Raw genomic sequence first — 15,263 nt, 5'->3', positions numbered from 1 at the left:
CTCCCGCCCTCTTTCCTTTGCAGAAAGAGGGCGTTAACTCTCTGTCTCACTTGAGAATATAGGGATTTTTATGAGTGGATTGCTGAGAAAATGGCAAAGTCTGCCGCGCGGTGTGGTCGTGGCAATCACGGCGCTGGTCATTTATGTCCCGCTCTCGTTTATCATCATTCAGAGCTTTCTTTCCGCCCCGTTCTTTTCCCCTTCCAAAGAATGGAGTCTGGAATCCTTCGCGTTTATCTTCACCGATCCCGACTTTTACAAGGCGCTGAAAAGCGGCTTTATTCTGGCCTTCGGGTTGGTGGTGATTGCCATTCCGCTTGGCGGTATTCTGGCCTTTCTGATGGTCAGAACCGATTTACCCGGACGACGTTTTATCGAACCCCTGATTCTGGTGCCCATCTTTGTCTCGCCCATGGTTCTTGGGTTTGGCTACGTGGTTGCGGCCGGCCCGGTCGGCTTCTTTTCGCTATGGGCTGACGCCTTGCTGGGCTTTGTGCCGTGGAATATCTATTCGATGGCAAGCATTGTGGTGATTGCCGGACTCACACACGTGCCTCACGCCTATCTCTATATTTCGTCGGCGCTGCGCAGTGTCGGCTCTGATGTCGAAGAAGCCGCACGCACGGCCGGTGCCTCGCCCTTGCAGGTAATGACCGCCGTGAGTTTGCCCATGGTTCGCCCGTCCATCCTTTACGCTTCCGTGCTGCTGTTCTTTCTTGGGCTGGAAGTGTTCGGGCTGATGCTGGTGCTCGGCGATCCGGAGGGCAATCTGGTGCTGGCCACCTATCTCTATCAACTTACCAATAAACTCGGCACGCCTTCCTATCATCTGATGGCGGCGGTGGCGGTGGTGCTTATCTGTATTACGATTCCGCTGGTCATGCTGCAACGTCGACTGATGCGCACCGCCAATCGTTTCGTTACCGTCAAGGGCAAAGCTTCACAGGCACGCGCCCTGCCCCTCGGCAAATGGCGCTGGGTCGCGGGCGCGGTGGTGGTGTTCTGGCTGACGGTTACCATTGGCGTGCCGCTGGTCGGGGTCGTGCTGCGGGCATTTATCTCCAACTGGGGCGTGGGCGTTTCCCTGTGGGATGAACTGTCGCTCAATACCTTCCGCACTATCTGGCAACAGCCAAACCTGCTGCGGGCCATCGTCAACTCGATGGCAATCGGGGTTATCGGTGGAGCGCTTGCGGTGGTGTGCTATCTGTTTATCGGCATTGCCATGCACCGCAAACCCGATGGCGCCACGCGCTTTCTCGATTATAGCGTGCTGGTACCGCGTGCCGTTCCGGGCCTGCTGGCGGGATTGGCCTTTCTGTGGGTGTTCCTGTTTCTGCCGATGTGGCTGGACAGATCGCTGAAAGACGGCTGGATGGCAGCGCTGCCGGTTGCCGACTGGTTACGAGAGCACTTTATCGTCTGGCTGCGTTCGCTGCGCAGCACCATTTTCAGCGTGTGGCTGGCCTATACGGTGGTGTGGATGGCCTACGGGCTGCGGCTTATCTCGTCAACCCTGTTGCAGGTCGGGCCGGAGCTTGAAGAAGCGGCACGCAGTACCGGCGCGACGCGCGGCCAGATTACCCGCCACGTGACCATCCCGCTTTCCCGCTACGGATTGATTGGCTCCTGGCTGCTGATGTTTCTTATTTTCGAGCGCGAATATTCTACGGGGGTCTATCTCCTCTCCCCGGAACGGAAACCATCGGATCGATGCTGGTCTCGCTGTGGGCGGCGGGTGCGATAGACATTGTTGCGGCGCTCTCTTTCATCAATATTCTGCTGGTGGTGCTCGGTTTGGGGATTGCCCTGCGTTTTGGAGTTAAATTACATGATTGAATTGACGGTAGAAGATCTGCATTTAACCTATGGCGACAATCCGGTGCTCAAGGGTGTGTCGATGGAGTTACGCCGTGGTGAAGTGGTTTCCCTGCTCGGGCCTTCCGGCAGCGGAAAAACCACCTTGCTGCGGGCGGTCGCCGGACTCGAAAAACCCACGCAGGGCAAAATCGTGATCGGCAAGAATACCGTTTACGCGGGCACCTCGCGCAGCGAAATTCCGGCAGAAGAGCGCAATCTCGGGCTGGTATTTCAGTCCTATGCGCTGTGGCCGCACAAGACCGTGTTCGAGAATGTGGCCTATCCTCTTAAATTGCGCAAAACCGCCTCCGGCGAGTTGAAACAGCGGGTGCAAAACGTGCTGGACCAGCTTGGGCTTGGCCATCTCGGCAATCGCCATCCGCATCAACTTTCGGGCGGTCAGCAGCAGCGCGTGGCCATTGGTCGGGCATTGGTCTACAACCCGCCGGTGATTTTGCTGGATGAACCGCTGTCGAACCTCGATGCCAAGCTGCGCGAAGAGGCGCGCGTCTTCCTGCGCGAACTGATTATCAAGCTGGGCCTGTCGGCGCTGATGGTCACGCATGACCAAAATGAGGCGATGGCGATCTCCGACCGTATCCTGTTGCTCAATAACGGCAAAATCGAGCAGGAGGGCACGCCTCAGTCAATGTATGGCTCACCCACTACCCTCTTCACCGCCGAATTCATGGGCAGCAATAATCGGCTGCACGGCAAAGTGACTGAAATTCGGGACGGCAAGGCGCGCATCGAAGGTAAAGACTGGGTGTTGTGGGGCATGGCCGGACAAGGTTTGCAGGCCGGCACCGAAGGCACGGCGGTGATACGGGTTGAGCGCGTAAGGCTTACAGAGGCGCAGGAAGATAACCAGTTGGAGCTGGCGTTACTGACCAGCATGTATCTTGGCGACCGCTGGGAGTATCTGTTCCGCACGCAGGCCGATGATTTTGTGATTCGCGCCTACGGAACCGATGTACGGGAATCCGCGGTCTGTCGCCTGACCTTGCCTGTCAACGATGTCTGGATCTTCCCTAAAGCCTGAACCACGGGCAGGAGCGTGTTTTGCTACCTTCTCCTGCCTTACTTTTTACGGTATTTAGGTGACACGTTAACTTGGCAATCGGTAGCGGATAAGAATGGTAAGTTTTTCCGAGTTGACAGCCCCGGACGTAGCGCCCACTTCGACGCCCATATGAGCGGCTATTGCAAGGGCCGTAGTGCGCGCGACTCCATTTCTGTCGGTCTTGACCCGCGTATCTGTAATTTGCAGATTTTTATGAGCCGAGGAGAACGTCACCCACTGGTTTTCACACGCCTTGCCATCGCTGCCTTTAACATGGGCAGTCAGGGAAATGCGCTGTTTTTCCAGCGGTTTAAGATTATCGGCGTGCAGAGTAACGGCAGCCACCTTGATATCGGGTAATTCCGCCGCTTTCAACGTAACAACGGTTTCAAAAGGCTTGTGACCCTGCAAGGTAGAAACCATCACTACCTTCCCCGCTTGCGTACCCGCCGTGAGCGTGGCGGCATAAATACCCGGCATAGATGTCTCGCGATATTGAGTAAAGCTGAGGGGAAGCGGTGAAAGTTGTCGAGATTTCACTGCCAGATGAAGTTTATTCGTCATGCCGCTCACCGGTTTATTATCTTTATTATTTAATTTCAGTGTTAACGTCGTTGACTTATTTCCGTCCGCCACTAACTCGGGATCCGTAATGACTGCCGACGAACCTTGACTGTCGATTTCCGCATTCACGACGATTCTCGCCTGTAACGGCGTGGAGAGTTGCCCACGACTGTCTATGGCTGTCGCAATAAGCGGATAAGTATTATCCGTCTCGCTATTACGGGCAGGAAGAATAATCGACGCCGCTGCACTTTCTTCATTGAGAATAATGCCTCCGGCGGCCTTGAATTCATCGGCAATTAACCGCATCTTTGCTACGCCGTGCGTTGAAGAAACGTTGATTCCCAGAGAACGGTTGTCACCGGCAAGGCCTTGAATTATCTCATTCATTGAAAAATGAATACGCGACTGTTTTTTATAATCCAGCACGATGTGATTGTTGCGTGACACCAGATCGAAACGCCCTCCCCGAAGGCTTCGCATAGACGCAACCTGGGCCGGGTCCAGACTTGCCGCCAGTGAGCGACCCAAATCATAGTTCACCATCAGACGCAGCAGATTGTCAGGACGATGCCCCCCGCCCGCCGATGTTCTCCTTCCAGCGTAAAGAGCGGCATGGGCGTCCAGCTTAACGCGGCGCTCAATGCAGAGGGGTTGTCTTGCCGAGAGTCTCGAGGACGCAGCGCCACATGCCGACCATAATATTTTTCGTATTTCAGTCTTCCGCCAACATGGGGATAGGCAGGTGAGCTGCTCTGGGCTTCAATATCCCAGCCGTTGGCCGCGCGCTCCAGAAGCCCTGCGCCATCGCGCGAAGGATGCCAGTCTGTCAGCCGCCTATAACCGTTTGCCGCCAACCTAAGGTGAGTCGTCCAACCTTCAATGCCAACTCCCCAGCGCCGGTTATTACCCGTCAGGTCATTATCCAGAAACAGATTGCTGCCCAGCATCGCGGCGTCGCTAAAATAACGCATACCTAGCCCGAGGTTCAGGGTATGGCGTGCATCCGCGCGGCGCAGGCCGAGTTGAGTAAACAGCAGAGCGTCGTTTTTGTTATCAAGCAGAGGGAGCAGCACGTCGCCCGCCATATCGAAAGAGGATGAACCTGCCGCAGGACTCAGCGTAATCCGCGAGGTGCCTCCCAACCGCGTTAACTCGCTTTCCAGACTTTGCGCAGCGGTTTGCGTGGCAAGATGTGCCGCATAATTAAAGGCCGCCCGCCCCGCCGCGTTGGCGGGTTGTGACAGGGGCTGCATTACTATCAACAGCGTCATTGGAATAATCGTAATCATTCCAATGTTTTTATCTAACGGCCGTGATCTCATTGAATTAAAATCCTTTTAATTAATAGGCATCATTGCACAGAAAAACTCAGATTAAGGAACCTGACATTACCCTTAAATATATTTAATAGACAAAAATTCTCGCACCTCAAGAGCCACAAAAATAAAGGACAACGGAAAGTATCATGCTCAATATCATTCAAAGGTGAAAGCCCTTTCGTGTTTATTTAAAAACAAAAAATCAGCAAGGACAAATTATGCAGCCCGGCTAAAAAAGTCATCCTAATTAATTTTATTATGAGCGTTAATTGAGAGCGCTATTATGGAAGGCATTAATGATATAAATCATCTCAGGAGAGTATTTACGTCACAACCGGGCAAGACACATTACCCTTTCCCTCTTTCTCAGTCGCTGCTATAACTTTTACGTACCCAGATAAAATCAAAAACCGCATCTCGGGAAAAACACCATGACCCTACACTGCATTATTCTTGATGATTACCAAAACGTCGCCTTGTGTCAGGCCGACTGGTCAACGCTTTCACCCACTGTCGAGGTCGTTGCGCTACATAATCCCCTACAGAATCCGCAGCGGCTGGTCGATGCCGTGAAAGAGGCCGATATTCTGGTCATCATGCGCGAACGCACGCCGATCACCGCTTCCCTGCTGGCACAACTGCCGAAACTTAAACTACTCATTACCTCAGGCATGCGTAATGCGTCTATCGATCTTGCGGCAGCAAAGGCACAGGGGATCACGGTCTGTGGCACCGGCAGTGGATCGGATGCGCCCGTCGAGCTGACCTGGGCATTGATTCTCGGATTGGCACGTCATGTCCCCGTTGAAAACCGTTCCATCCGCAACAGTGGGCCGTGGCAAAGCACGCTGGGTGTCGGCCTGCGCGGAAAAACGCTGGGGCTGATAGGACTGGGTAAAATTGGTCAGCGAATGGCGACAATAGCACAGGCGTTCGGCATGAAGGTGTTGGCGTGGAGCCAGAACCTGACGCCTGAACGCGCGGCAGAACACGGCGCGGAACTGGCCGAGTCCAAACAGGCATTGCTCGCGCGAAGCGATGTGGTTTCACTGCATCTGGTGTTGAGTGAACGCAGTCGGGGAATTATCGATGCGCAAGATTTGGCAACCATGAAACGCAGCGCCTTTTTAATTAACACTTCCCGTTCGGGGCTGGTAGATCAGCCTGCGCTACTGGAAGCACTGCTCAATCATCAGATTGCCGGTGCGGGGCTTGACGTATTTGACCAGGAACCTCTACCCGACAATCATCCTTATCGGCATCTGCCAAACGTGCTGGCTACGCCGCATTTAGGCTACGTCACCGACGACAATTATCGAATCTATTTCAAGGAAGCCATCGAAGATATTCAGGCATGGCAGGCGGGTCAGCCGGTGCGATTACTGGGAGGCTGACCACTGATTAAAATAATTTGCGCTCGATAATGGTTTTATTCGTTATTAATCTATTGCCAAATGGGTAAAAATAACCGCATGGTTGGGAGATTTTAACCGCAATCGACGACATTAGAGCTGACTTAAACGACGAACAATGCTTTCGCGCACATTATCGATGTGTCTGGCGGCAGCGGCGCGCGCGGCTTCGGCATCTCCGCTGCGTAACGCCGCGATGATTTCCAGATGCTCATGGTGGCCGCTGACAAACCGCTCAGGTACCTGACGCAGGTTAAACATCCGCGTTTTAAGTCGCAGGCTTTCTATATATTGCGTCAGCAACTGATTGCCACTGTACTGCGCAAGCGCGGTGTGCAAGCGGCTATCGATTTCCCAGTCTTCCTGCGGGCTTGGGTTTTCTTCGGCAAGCAGCTTGCGGATACCGGCTTCAATGGCGTCCAGTTCCTTGACCGGCACTCGCCCTGCCGACAAGCTGGCGGCTTCGGATTCCAGCGTGCGCCTCACGTGCAGCGTTTCAATCAGCTCGCGAATGGAAAACTCCTTCACCACCGGCGTGCGTCCGCCAGTACGGATAATAAAACCTTCGTTTTCCAGACGGTTAAGTGCGTCACGAACCGGCGTGCGTGAAATATTCAGCAACTCGGCCAGCTTCCTTTCCTGGAGCACCGTATTGACCGGCAGTTCCCGGTTAATCAGCATATTCAACAGCACCTCGTAGGCTTTACTGCCGAGATTCTGCTCGCGCTCACCAATCAAATCAGACGTACTTTTGATGGAATCCATGGTGTCATTTCACATTAACAAGACTGATAAAAAAGGCAGACACGGGTGCCTGCCCTGCTTTTTCTCGCCCGGATGCGCACCCTGCAAGGCGCTCATAACCAGACTGTGTCCCGCCGAGGGTCATGACACAGTTTACTGAGGAAGCGTGCGTACCGGATCTTTCGGTGCCGGATCGAAGCCCACAATAGGGGTGACGAGTTTAGCATAGGTGCCATCGGCCTTCATATCCGCCAGCGCTTTGTTTACTGCCGCCACCAGATTCGGTTTTCCTTTCTTGAAGGCGAAGCCTTTCTGAATAACGCTCACATAGTCAGGCGTTTGCGTTAACGGCAGATGCATATCCTTAATGAGATAGGCATTGCCGATGGAGTCGTTGATAACCCCGTCGATGTTGTCGTTGGCAAGATCCTGCACCGCCGCCGTGACATCGATATAGTTCTTGAGCGTTGCGCCGTGATCGATTGCCAACTGGGCATAGGTAGAGGAAACCTGTGCCCCGATTCGCTTGCCTTTCAGGTCCTGCGCCGATTTGATGTCCGAATTTTTCGGCAGAATAATGCGCCCGCCCGACTCTATCCAGCCATCGGAGAAGACGATAGCTTTCTGCCGCGCCGGTGTGATGTCCATCGCCGCACTGCTCATATCAAACTGGTTGGCTTGCAGACCGACCAGAATCGAGTCCCATTTGGTAATCACCGGCGTATATTCCAGATGCAGACGACGCGCCACTTCTTTCATGACCCGAATTTCCAGACCGTCGAGCTGGCCGTTGGCGCCGCGCATGCTGAACGGGGGATCGGTGCCCTCTGTCGCGACAGACAGTTTGCCCGGTTTCAGCAGTTCAAGATTGGCAGTGCTGTCGGCCGCATTGGCAAACAGAGGAATGGACACTGCGGCGAGAACGGTGGCCATGCCGAGAAAATGTTTTATTTTCATGATGTCACTCTCAAGTTATAGGTGAAGGAAATACCCTGTATGTTGTAACTATTTCAACGTCTCGCGCTATGCTGCGCGTTCACTGGCCAACAGCGCCAACAGTTCGGCCATCACAGTTGCCCCGAGCAGCGAGGTAATCTGCCCTGGCCCGTCGTACATCGGGCTGATTTCCGTTACGTCACAGCCCACCATATTGATGCCTTTCAGCGCGCGCAGCAGTAATAACGCCTCACGCGCGCTGGGTCCTCCCGCTTCCGGCGTCTGTACGCCCGGCGCAAAGGCGGGGTCGACAAAATCCATATCGAAGGTGATAAAGGTCGGACGACCCGCAGTGCGCTCGGCAATGCGCTGCGCCATCTCCTTGATGCCCAGATCAAACATCTGATCCGTGGTAAACACTTCGTAGCCCAGATCCAGCGATTGCGTGATGTCGGAGGTGCGAAACAGCGAGCCGCGCAGCCCGACCTGAATCGAATGCGACGGGTCCACCAAGTCCTCTTCTACCGCACGGCGAAAAGGCGTACCCGCGCTGTAGCGTTTATCGGCAAAATATTTGTCCCAGGTATCGCTGTGCGAATCGAACTGCACCAGCGCCACCGGCCCGTGAACTTTGGCTACGGCGCGCAGTTCGGCGAGCGTAATCGAGTGATCGCCGCCAATACCGCACGGCACCACGCCCGCGCTGGACAGGGCATACACCGCCTGCTCTATGCGTTGCAGACACTCTTCTTCGTAGCCCGGCACAGTGGCGGCATCGCCCGCATCGGCGCAGCGCAGCGTCTCGAACACATTGATATCATTACGATAAGGATTGATAGGACGCAGCATGATAGACATCGCTCGTACCGCATTCGGCCCAAAGCGCGCCCCCGTGCGAAACGGGGCGCCAGAATCGGAAGGCAGGCCAATAATGGCGGCATCCAGTTGGCTCAAATTGGTTGCCATCGGCAGGCGCATAAAAGTCGGCACGCCACAAAAGCGCGGGGTTTCCAGAGAATCGGTCGGTAAAACGCTCATAACAGTGCTCCGTAATAATCAGCTAAAGCGTGCCTGACGACGTTCGAGCCAGTCGGAAAGCTCGGTCAACAGCGTGGTCAGCAGCAGGTAAATCAGGGCCGCCGCGATATAAAACTGGAACGGGCGGAAGGTGGCGGAAATAATGGTCTGCGCGTACAGCGTGATATCAATCACCGTGATGGTCGAGAGCAGCGAGGTATTTTTCAGCGTTGAAATCGCCTCGTTGGTCAGTGGCGGCAGCACGATGCGAAACACCTGCGGCAAGACGATGCGACGCATAATCTCGTTTTTGCTCATGCCCAGCGCAGAAGCCGATTCGACCTGACTGCGCGGAATCGCCTTCAGGCCCGAGCGGATAATCTCGGCCACGTAAGCCCCGCTGTTCAACGCCAGCGCAAAGACGCCCGCCACGAACGGCGACAGATGAATGCCGATTTGCGGAAAGCCGAAATAGACCACAAAAATCTGAATCAGCGCCGGTGTGCCGCGAATAAACCAGATATAGAACCGGCCCATGCCACGGAATAATTTCACCTTCGAGGTTTTGGCGCTCACCGCCACGAATCCAAACACCCAGCTAAGCACGATGGTCGAGAGCGTAATCAGCAACACGGTCCACGACGCCTCGAGAAACCCCATGCCATAGGTATTGATGTCACTCCAAATCTGGTTCATGGACGGTTCTCCTGCGATCCCTTGAAATCTTCGTGCAAAATTCGGCTAAGAAACTGGCGTAAACGCGGGCTTTCAGGATTATGCAGCACCTGATTGGGCGGCCCGTCTTCGGCCATGACGCCCTGGTCGAAAAACACCACGCGCGATGAGACGTCGCGGGCAAAGGCTATTTCGTGGGTTACCAGCAACATGGTCATGCCTTCATCGGCAAGCGACGCCATGAGTGACAGCACTTCGCCCACCAGTTCGGGGTCCAGCGCCGAGGTGACTTCGTCAAACAGCATCAGCTGGGGTTTCATCGCCAGTGCGCGGGCAATGGCGACGCGCTGCTGCTGCCCGCCCGACAGTTTGGCCGGATATTGATGGCGCTTCTCATACAGCCCCACGCGGCTTAGCAGGCTTTCAGCCAGCTCAATCGCCAGCTTTCGGGACATTTTTTTCACCCGCAACGGCGCTTCGATAACGTTTTCCAGCACCGTCATGTGCGGCCACAGGTTGTAGCTTTGAAACACCATGCCGATGCGCGCGCGCAGCAGGCGTAACTGCTCTTCGGTAGGTTGCGCCCTTGCGCCGTCACGAAAATCGAATGCGAACTCGTCGAAATTCATAAAACCGCTCTGCGGCATTTCCATTACATTCAGGCAGCGTAGAAAGGTGCTTTTGCCTGAACCGCTGGCACCGATAATCGACACGACTTCGCCCTTGTGAACGTCCAGCGCCACGTTTTTCAGGACGTGAAGATCGCCATAGCTCTTGTTCAGTTCTTTGATGGTTAATAAAGGCGTTGATGATTCAATCATTTGCTTCCCTCCGGCACGGTTTTCGCATAGCTGTTGTCTCCGGCGGACGACGTCACCGCCAGCCCGATGTCGGCCGGTTGGCGCGATGCGCCGTTGATAGGCGTGATGTCCTGAGGGCAGGCAGAAAGCACCAGATAAATATCCGCTTCGGCGCGCAGTTGCAGTACGTCACCGGCGACAGAATGCGGCGGTACGCGGTCGAGTTCCCCCGCCTGCGTGATTGGCACGTTCATAAACAAATTTAACGAAGCCGGGGTAAAGGGCAGCGAAATGCCCCGCTCCGCGAGCGCTTCATGGAAGTTGTCGGTGCAACTGCGGTGGTAATCCGTGCAGCCCAGCTCGCGATAAATCGCCGCGTTGCAGGGGCACAGCAAGGTGTCATGACGGCCCGGAGTCGTGTCGCCCACCAGCGTGAACATCGGCTGGCGGTAGATACTGACTACCGGCATGTTCAGCTCAAAGTAAAGATTGCTGTTCACGGAGCGGGTATGTTCCATCGAGGCGTATTCAAAGGGATCGGACTGCATCACAGCCCATGCATCGACAACCTGATTTCCCTGAAGATTGGTAATGCTTAACACCTGACCTAGCTGTAACGCGACGGCGGTCCCGCGGGTGGCATCCAATATGAAATCGGACAGAGAAGCGTCGTTTTTGGCGGTCATAGGTTTCCTCACACTAAAAATTCAAATACCCAACTTGGCATTCTTTTGGTATACACAAGAAATGCAATTAAAATGCCAAGCGCACATTTTTTATCTAAAAGAGTGAAAAAATGAACAAAACCTGTTTGATTCCCCAACCCATTCACCTTTCCGGCTTGCAGCAACTCAGGGAGAACGGCATCGAACCGTTGGTAGGAGAAGCCGTCTGCGAGGATGCACGCGCCGAAAATGTGGTCGCCGCCATTTACCGCAGCGGACAATTTTCACGCACTCGTATGGTGCAACTGCCTAATCTGCGGGCAATCGCCGTTCACGGTGTCGGGATTGACGGCATCGATCTGGCGGCTGCCAGTGCGTTGGGGATAGTCGTGTTCAATACACCGGGTGCCAATAATCGCTCGGTGGCGGAACATGCCCTTGGATTGATGTTCGCGCTGACAAAACGCCTTCCCGCCGCCGACAGCGCCGTGCGCAAAGGCGAATTTTCCTTCCGATTTCAGGGCGGCCTGAGCGAGTTGTTCGGTGCAACCCTGGGCATTGTCGGCTTTGGTGCTATCGGCCAGATAGTGGCCACACTGGCGCAGGCGATGGGCATGCGCGTGCAGGTCTTGACCCGCCGCAGCGCCGAAGAGTTGGCGGCACTCGGTTTGCACAAGGCGCACAGCCTGCAAAGCCTGCTGGCTGAAAGCGATATCGTGTCACTGCACGCGCCTTCACTTCCAGAAACGCAGAATCTGATTGGTGCGGCGGAACTGGCCCTGATGAAAAAATCGGCCTTTCTGATTAATACCAGCCGTGGGGCGCTGATAGACGAACCGGCGCTGATTCATGCATTGCAAAACGCAGAGATAGCCGGAGCGGGTCTGGATGTGTTTGCCGTCGAGCCGCTGCCTGCCTCCAGCCCGCTGACGACGTTGCCGAATGTGGTACTGACTCCGCACGCGGCGGCCTCGGCAGAGCAGGCGCTCATGCGCATGGCCAGCGCCGCCGTATCGGGCGTGATTGAGACTCTTCAGGATTGCTGTCCGGCGTCGATAATCAATCCAGAGATCTGGGAAACCCGCCGTCGTTAACGGCGGGTCCTCTGTTTAGGCAATCACTTTTGCCATCGGCGCCAGTGTCATGCCATTGGCTTCAAGCAGGGAGCGGAGCTGGCGCGCCATTTCTACCGCGCCCGGCGTATCGCCATGCACACAGATGCTGTCGATACGCGTGGGCAATTTTACCCCTTCCAGCGTGATAATCGCCTGACTTTCCAGCATGCGCATGACCCGTGTGGCGGCCTGCTGCGGGTCGTGAATCACCGCACCGGCCAACTTGCGCGAGACGAGCGTACCGGCTTCGGTATAGGCGCGATCGGCATAGATTTCCCGCACCATTTTCAGCCCCATCTTTTCGGCCGCCTTTTCCGTTTCCATGCCCGGCATCACTACCATAATCAACTCGGGATCAACCCGATAAATAGCCTGTGCCACCGCCCTGGCAAGCTCCGGATCTTCGGCCGCCATGTTGCCCATCGCCCCGTGGGTTTTGACGTGCTGCAACGAGTAACCCTGACTTTCGGCCAGTGCCTTGAGGGCGCCAATCTGATAGATGATTTGCCTCTGTATCTGGTCAGGCGTTTCACCCAGAATCTGCCGACGACCAAACCCTTGAATATCCAGAAAACTTGGGTGCGCTCCCGCGCCAACGCCCTTCGCTTTCGCCGCGCTTAACGTGTCGGCCATAACATCCGGATCGCCCGCATGAAAGCCGCAGGCAATGTTGGCCGAGGTGACAATCGACAGCATCTCGTCATCTTCACCCATTTTCCAGGCACCAAAGCTTTCACCCATATCGCTGTTTAAATCTATAAGCATCCTCTCTCCCGTTGTGCGCGCAATTGGCACCTTTTTTGCGTTATCTCAAGCGGCTCTTACCGTTGTCTGCTTATAAGCCATGCAAGACTGCGGCCAGAATTGTTTGGTGTGTTGACAGCACACCTTTGGTATGCCAAAAGTATTCCATATTGAATCTGATTAAAATAGCGGCTGTAGAGAGGATCCTGTTTTGACTGAACACGTAATACCGTGGCGGATTTTGCCCATCGCCGATCAGGCGGTTTATGTCGATTTTGGCGAGGTGATTGATGAAGCAGTCAACGCCCGCGTCACGGCGCTGGCGGCCCGGGTGCGCCATGCGGGCGTAAAAGGCGTGACTTCGCTGGTGCCCACTTACCGCGCATTGACCGTAGGGTATGACTCTACGCAGACTCGCCAGCACGCGCTGATTGCAACGCTGCACTATCTTCTATCTCAACCCGACGGCGAAGCCGATCCCGTCCGTCTGTGGGAAATTCCCGTCAATTACGGCGGCGATAATGGCGTCGACCTTGACTGGCTCGCGCAGTTTCACCACCTCTCTACCGAAGAGGTGATCGCGCGACACAGTGCGGTGGCGTATCGCGTCTACATGATAGGTTTCATGCCGGGCTTCGCCTATCTCGGCGGGCTGGATCCGCTGCTGCACACCTCCCGCCGCGAATCGCCGCGCCTGAAGGTGCCCGCGGGCAGTATCAGCATCGGCGGCATGCAGACCGCCGTAGGTTCGGTCGAAGCGCCGAGCGGCTGGCATTTGATAGGACGAACCGCCGGTACGCAGTTTTGCCCCCGAACGCGACAGCCCTTTTTTGTTTCGCGCAGGCGATCGCGTGCGTTTCAGCGCGATTGACCTCGAAGCGTATCAGGATCTCTCCTCCCAGACTGACTATTTACCCACGTGGACATGGCAATGAACAACGGTTTCGAGGTGCTTTCCCCGGCTTGTACACGACCTTGCAGGATCTCGGCCGCTTTGGTTTTGAAGACTGCGGCGTGCCTCCTTCGGGCGCGATGGATGAGATGAGTTTTGCCCTGGCCAATGCGCTGGTCGGCAATGAAGCCAATACCGGTGCACTGGAATTTACGCTGACCGGGGCGAGGCTGCGCCTGACGGGCGCGCGTCCCTGCACGGTCGCCATTACCGGCGATATGGCGCTGACGGTCGATGACCAGGTTCAGATGCCCTTCCGTCGCTTTACCCTGTTTCCGGGCAGCATTATTAACATCACTCGCGCACTGAGCGGCGCGCGCGGTTATCTTGCCGTGGCCGGTGGGTTTGACGTGCAACCGGTCATGGGCAGTGTGTCGACGTTAATGCGTGCCAGACTCGGCGGTTTTGCCGGCCGACCGCTGCAAAAAGGCGATGTCTTGCCGCTTGCCGATCGATTGCCTGCGTCCCGGGGCGAACACGGCATGCCGGAACAGCGCCTGATGCCGCAACGTGAAAGGCGACCGATTCGCGTCATTGCAGGCCCGCAGGACGACCATTTTGATGCATCGGCGCTTCGCCAGTTTGTCGACAACGTTTATCGGGTGAGCGAGCAAAGCGACCGTATGGGGTATCGCCTCACCGGCAACCCGTTGGCTCACACCAAGGGTTTTAACATCGTGTCCGATGCCATCGCGCGCGGCAGTATTCAGATCCCCGGCAGCGGGCAGCCTATCGTGGCCATGAACGATCGCCAGACGACCGGCGGTTACCCGAAAATAGCCACTGTCATCCGCGCGGATCTCGCTCGTCTGGGTCAGGCCAAACCCGGTGATTTTTTACGTTTCGAAATCGTGGATGTGGAAAAGGCCGAAAGTCTGTGGGCGGGACGTCAGGCGTTACTTGATGACTGGTTGAATAAAGTCCGCAAGGCGGCGCAGGCGGAGGCCTAGAAAGGGAAGTGCGGAAAGAGTGTGATAAAGCAGAAAGCGGACAGTTCCCCCACGCAGAGGTGGGGGAAAGACAACAGTTACTTACTTTCGTTGGCTTTGATTTCGCCCATCGCTTTCAACGTTTTGGACATCTCGCGACGTTCTTTCGACAGGTCGGCGTTTTTGATGATGTAGTCATCAACGCGGTCTTCATAGTCGCCACGCATGTTGGCGATGATGGCCTGAACGTCATCGATGCTCATGCCGGGTTTGATGTAATCGCTCAGGTTGTCGAGCAGCAGAACACGTTTCTGGTTATCGCGGATTTTCTTTTCGTTATCGACAATTTCACGCTGAAGTTTGTTTTTACGACGAAAAATACGTACAAACTCCAGGACGTCCTGGAAACTCGGCTTAGTAATATTATCCATTTTTACACCTTCGATTAAGTTACACAGATTCATT

14 protein-coding genes and 2 pseudogenes are annotated in these 15,263 nt (G+C 55.3%); 6 read left to right on the top strand and 10 right to left on the bottom strand.

Going from position 1 to position 15,263, the window contains the following annotated elements; translation table 11 throughout:
- Nucleotides 1–70: 70 nt before the first annotated feature.
- Together O1V66_RS03105 and O1V66_RS03100 are read left to right on the top strand one after the other, a co-directional pair.
- Nucleotides 71–1,839, top strand: a pseudogene (locus tag O1V66_RS03105) (ABC transporter permease).
- A complete protein-coding gene (locus O1V66_RS03100; RefSeq protein ID WP_045047212.1) occupies nt 1,832–2,902 on the top strand; it encodes an ABC transporter ATP-binding protein in 1,071 nt (356 codons plus the stop codon). The pseudogene O1V66_RS03105 and the gene O1V66_RS03100 overlap by 8 nt, the downstream one beginning before the upstream one ends.
- Before the next feature lie 66 nt (nt 2,903–2,968).
- Here the strand turns inward: O1V66_RS03100 and O1V66_RS03095 are convergent, their stop codons facing one another.
- Nucleotides 2,969–3,796, bottom strand: a complete 828-nt coding sequence (locus O1V66_RS03095) for an Ig-like domain-containing protein (RefSeq protein ID WP_269128325.1) — start codon at nt 3,794–3,796, stop codon at nt 2,969–2,971.
- Between the two features lie 186 nt (nt 3,797–3,982).
- Nucleotides 3,983–4,743: pseudogene (locus O1V66_RS03090) on the bottom strand (inverse autotransporter beta domain-containing protein); the annotation flags it as partial.
- 497 nt (nt 4,744–5,240) lie between these two features.
- Here O1V66_RS03090 and O1V66_RS03085 point away from each other — a divergent pair.
- Nucleotides 5,241–6,203: a D-2-hydroxyacid dehydrogenase family protein gene (locus tag O1V66_RS03085; RefSeq protein WP_045047213.1), complete on the top strand. Its 963-nt coding sequence runs from the start codon at nt 5,241–5,243 to the stop codon at nt 6,201–6,203.
- Nucleotides 6,204–6,314: 111 nt separating this feature from the next.
- On the opposite strand, the gene O1V66_RS03080 is transcribed toward O1V66_RS03085, so the two are convergent.
- From O1V66_RS03080 to O1V66_RS03055, 6 genes are all read right to left on the bottom strand, one after another.
- Entirely contained in the window at nt 6,315–6,986 is a 672-nt protein-coding gene (locus tag O1V66_RS03080; protein ID WP_045047214.1) for a GntR family transcriptional regulator, read from the bottom strand.
- Nucleotides 6,987–7,118: 132 nt separating this feature from the next.
- Nucleotides 7,119–7,922: a transporter substrate-binding domain-containing protein gene (locus O1V66_RS03075; protein ID WP_045047215.1), complete on the bottom strand. Its 804-nt coding sequence runs from the start codon at nt 7,920–7,922 to the stop codon at nt 7,119–7,121.
- A 66-nt stretch (nt 7,923–7,988) separates the two neighbouring features.
- Nucleotides 7,989–8,939, bottom strand: a complete 951-nt coding sequence (speB, locus tag O1V66_RS03070) for an agmatinase (RefSeq protein WP_045047216.1) — start codon at nt 8,937–8,939, stop codon at nt 7,989–7,991.
- 18 nt (nt 8,940–8,957) lie between these two features.
- On the bottom strand, nt 8,958–9,614 hold the full coding sequence (locus tag O1V66_RS03065; RefSeq protein ID WP_045047217.1) for an amino acid ABC transporter permease: 657 nt from the start codon (nt 9,612–9,614) through the stop codon (nt 8,958–8,960).
- Nucleotides 9,611–10,414, bottom strand: coding sequence for an amino acid ABC transporter ATP-binding protein (locus O1V66_RS03060; protein WP_045047218.1), 804 nt, complete (start codon nt 10,412–10,414; stop codon nt 9,611–9,613). Before O1V66_RS03060 ends, O1V66_RS03065 begins: the two co-directional genes overlap by 4 nt.
- Nucleotides 10,411–11,079, bottom strand: a complete 669-nt coding sequence (locus tag O1V66_RS03055) for a DUF1989 domain-containing protein (RefSeq protein ID WP_045047219.1) — start codon at nt 11,077–11,079, stop codon at nt 10,411–10,413. The genes O1V66_RS03060 and O1V66_RS03055 overlap by 4 nt, the downstream gene beginning before the upstream one ends.
- A 110-nt stretch (nt 11,080–11,189) precedes the next feature.
- Here O1V66_RS03055 and O1V66_RS03050 point away from each other — a divergent pair, with 110 nt between their 5' ends.
- Nucleotides 11,190–12,152, top strand: a complete 963-nt coding sequence (locus O1V66_RS03050) for a hydroxyacid dehydrogenase (protein WP_045047220.1) — start codon at nt 11,190–11,192, stop codon at nt 12,150–12,152.
- A gap of 15 nt (nt 12,153–12,167) precedes the next feature.
- Here the strand turns inward: O1V66_RS03050 and O1V66_RS03045 are convergent, their stop codons facing one another.
- A complete protein-coding gene (locus O1V66_RS03045) occupies nt 12,168–12,938 on the bottom strand; it encodes a LamB/YcsF family protein (RefSeq protein WP_045047221.1) in 771 nt (256 codons plus the stop codon).
- Between the two features lie 190 nt (nt 12,939–13,128).
- Between O1V66_RS03045 and pxpB the strand changes: the two genes are divergently transcribed.
- Together pxpB and O1V66_RS03035 are read left to right on the top strand one after the other, a co-directional pair.
- The gene (gene pxpB / locus O1V66_RS03040) at nt 13,129–13,788 is read left to right on the top strand and encodes a 5-oxoprolinase subunit PxpB (RefSeq protein ID WP_269128074.1); all 660 of its coding nucleotides are present in this window, start codon (nt 13,129–13,131) and stop codon (nt 13,786–13,788) included.
- Between the two features lie 92 nt (nt 13,789–13,880).
- The gene (locus O1V66_RS03035) at nt 13,881–14,819 is read left to right on the top strand and encodes a 5-oxoprolinase subunit C family protein (protein WP_269128073.1); all 939 of its coding nucleotides are present in this window, start codon (nt 13,881–13,883) and stop codon (nt 14,817–14,819) included.
- Nucleotides 14,820–14,896: 77 nt separating this feature from the next.
- Here O1V66_RS03035 and tmaR read toward each other — a convergent pair whose 3' ends face one another.
- A complete protein-coding gene (gene tmaR, locus O1V66_RS03030; protein WP_045047224.1) occupies nt 14,897–15,229 on the bottom strand; it encodes a PTS system regulator TmaR in 333 nt (110 codons plus the stop codon).
- Nucleotides 15,230–15,263: the final 34 nt, after the last annotated feature.

Source organism: Rouxiella chamberiensis (assembly GCF_026967475.1).
Lineage (GTDB): Bacteria > Pseudomonadota > Gammaproteobacteria > Enterobacterales > Enterobacteriaceae > Rouxiella > Rouxiella chamberiensis.
Note: the sequence above shows the minus strand (reverse complement) of the source record. Positions and strands in the feature narration are given on the sequence as shown.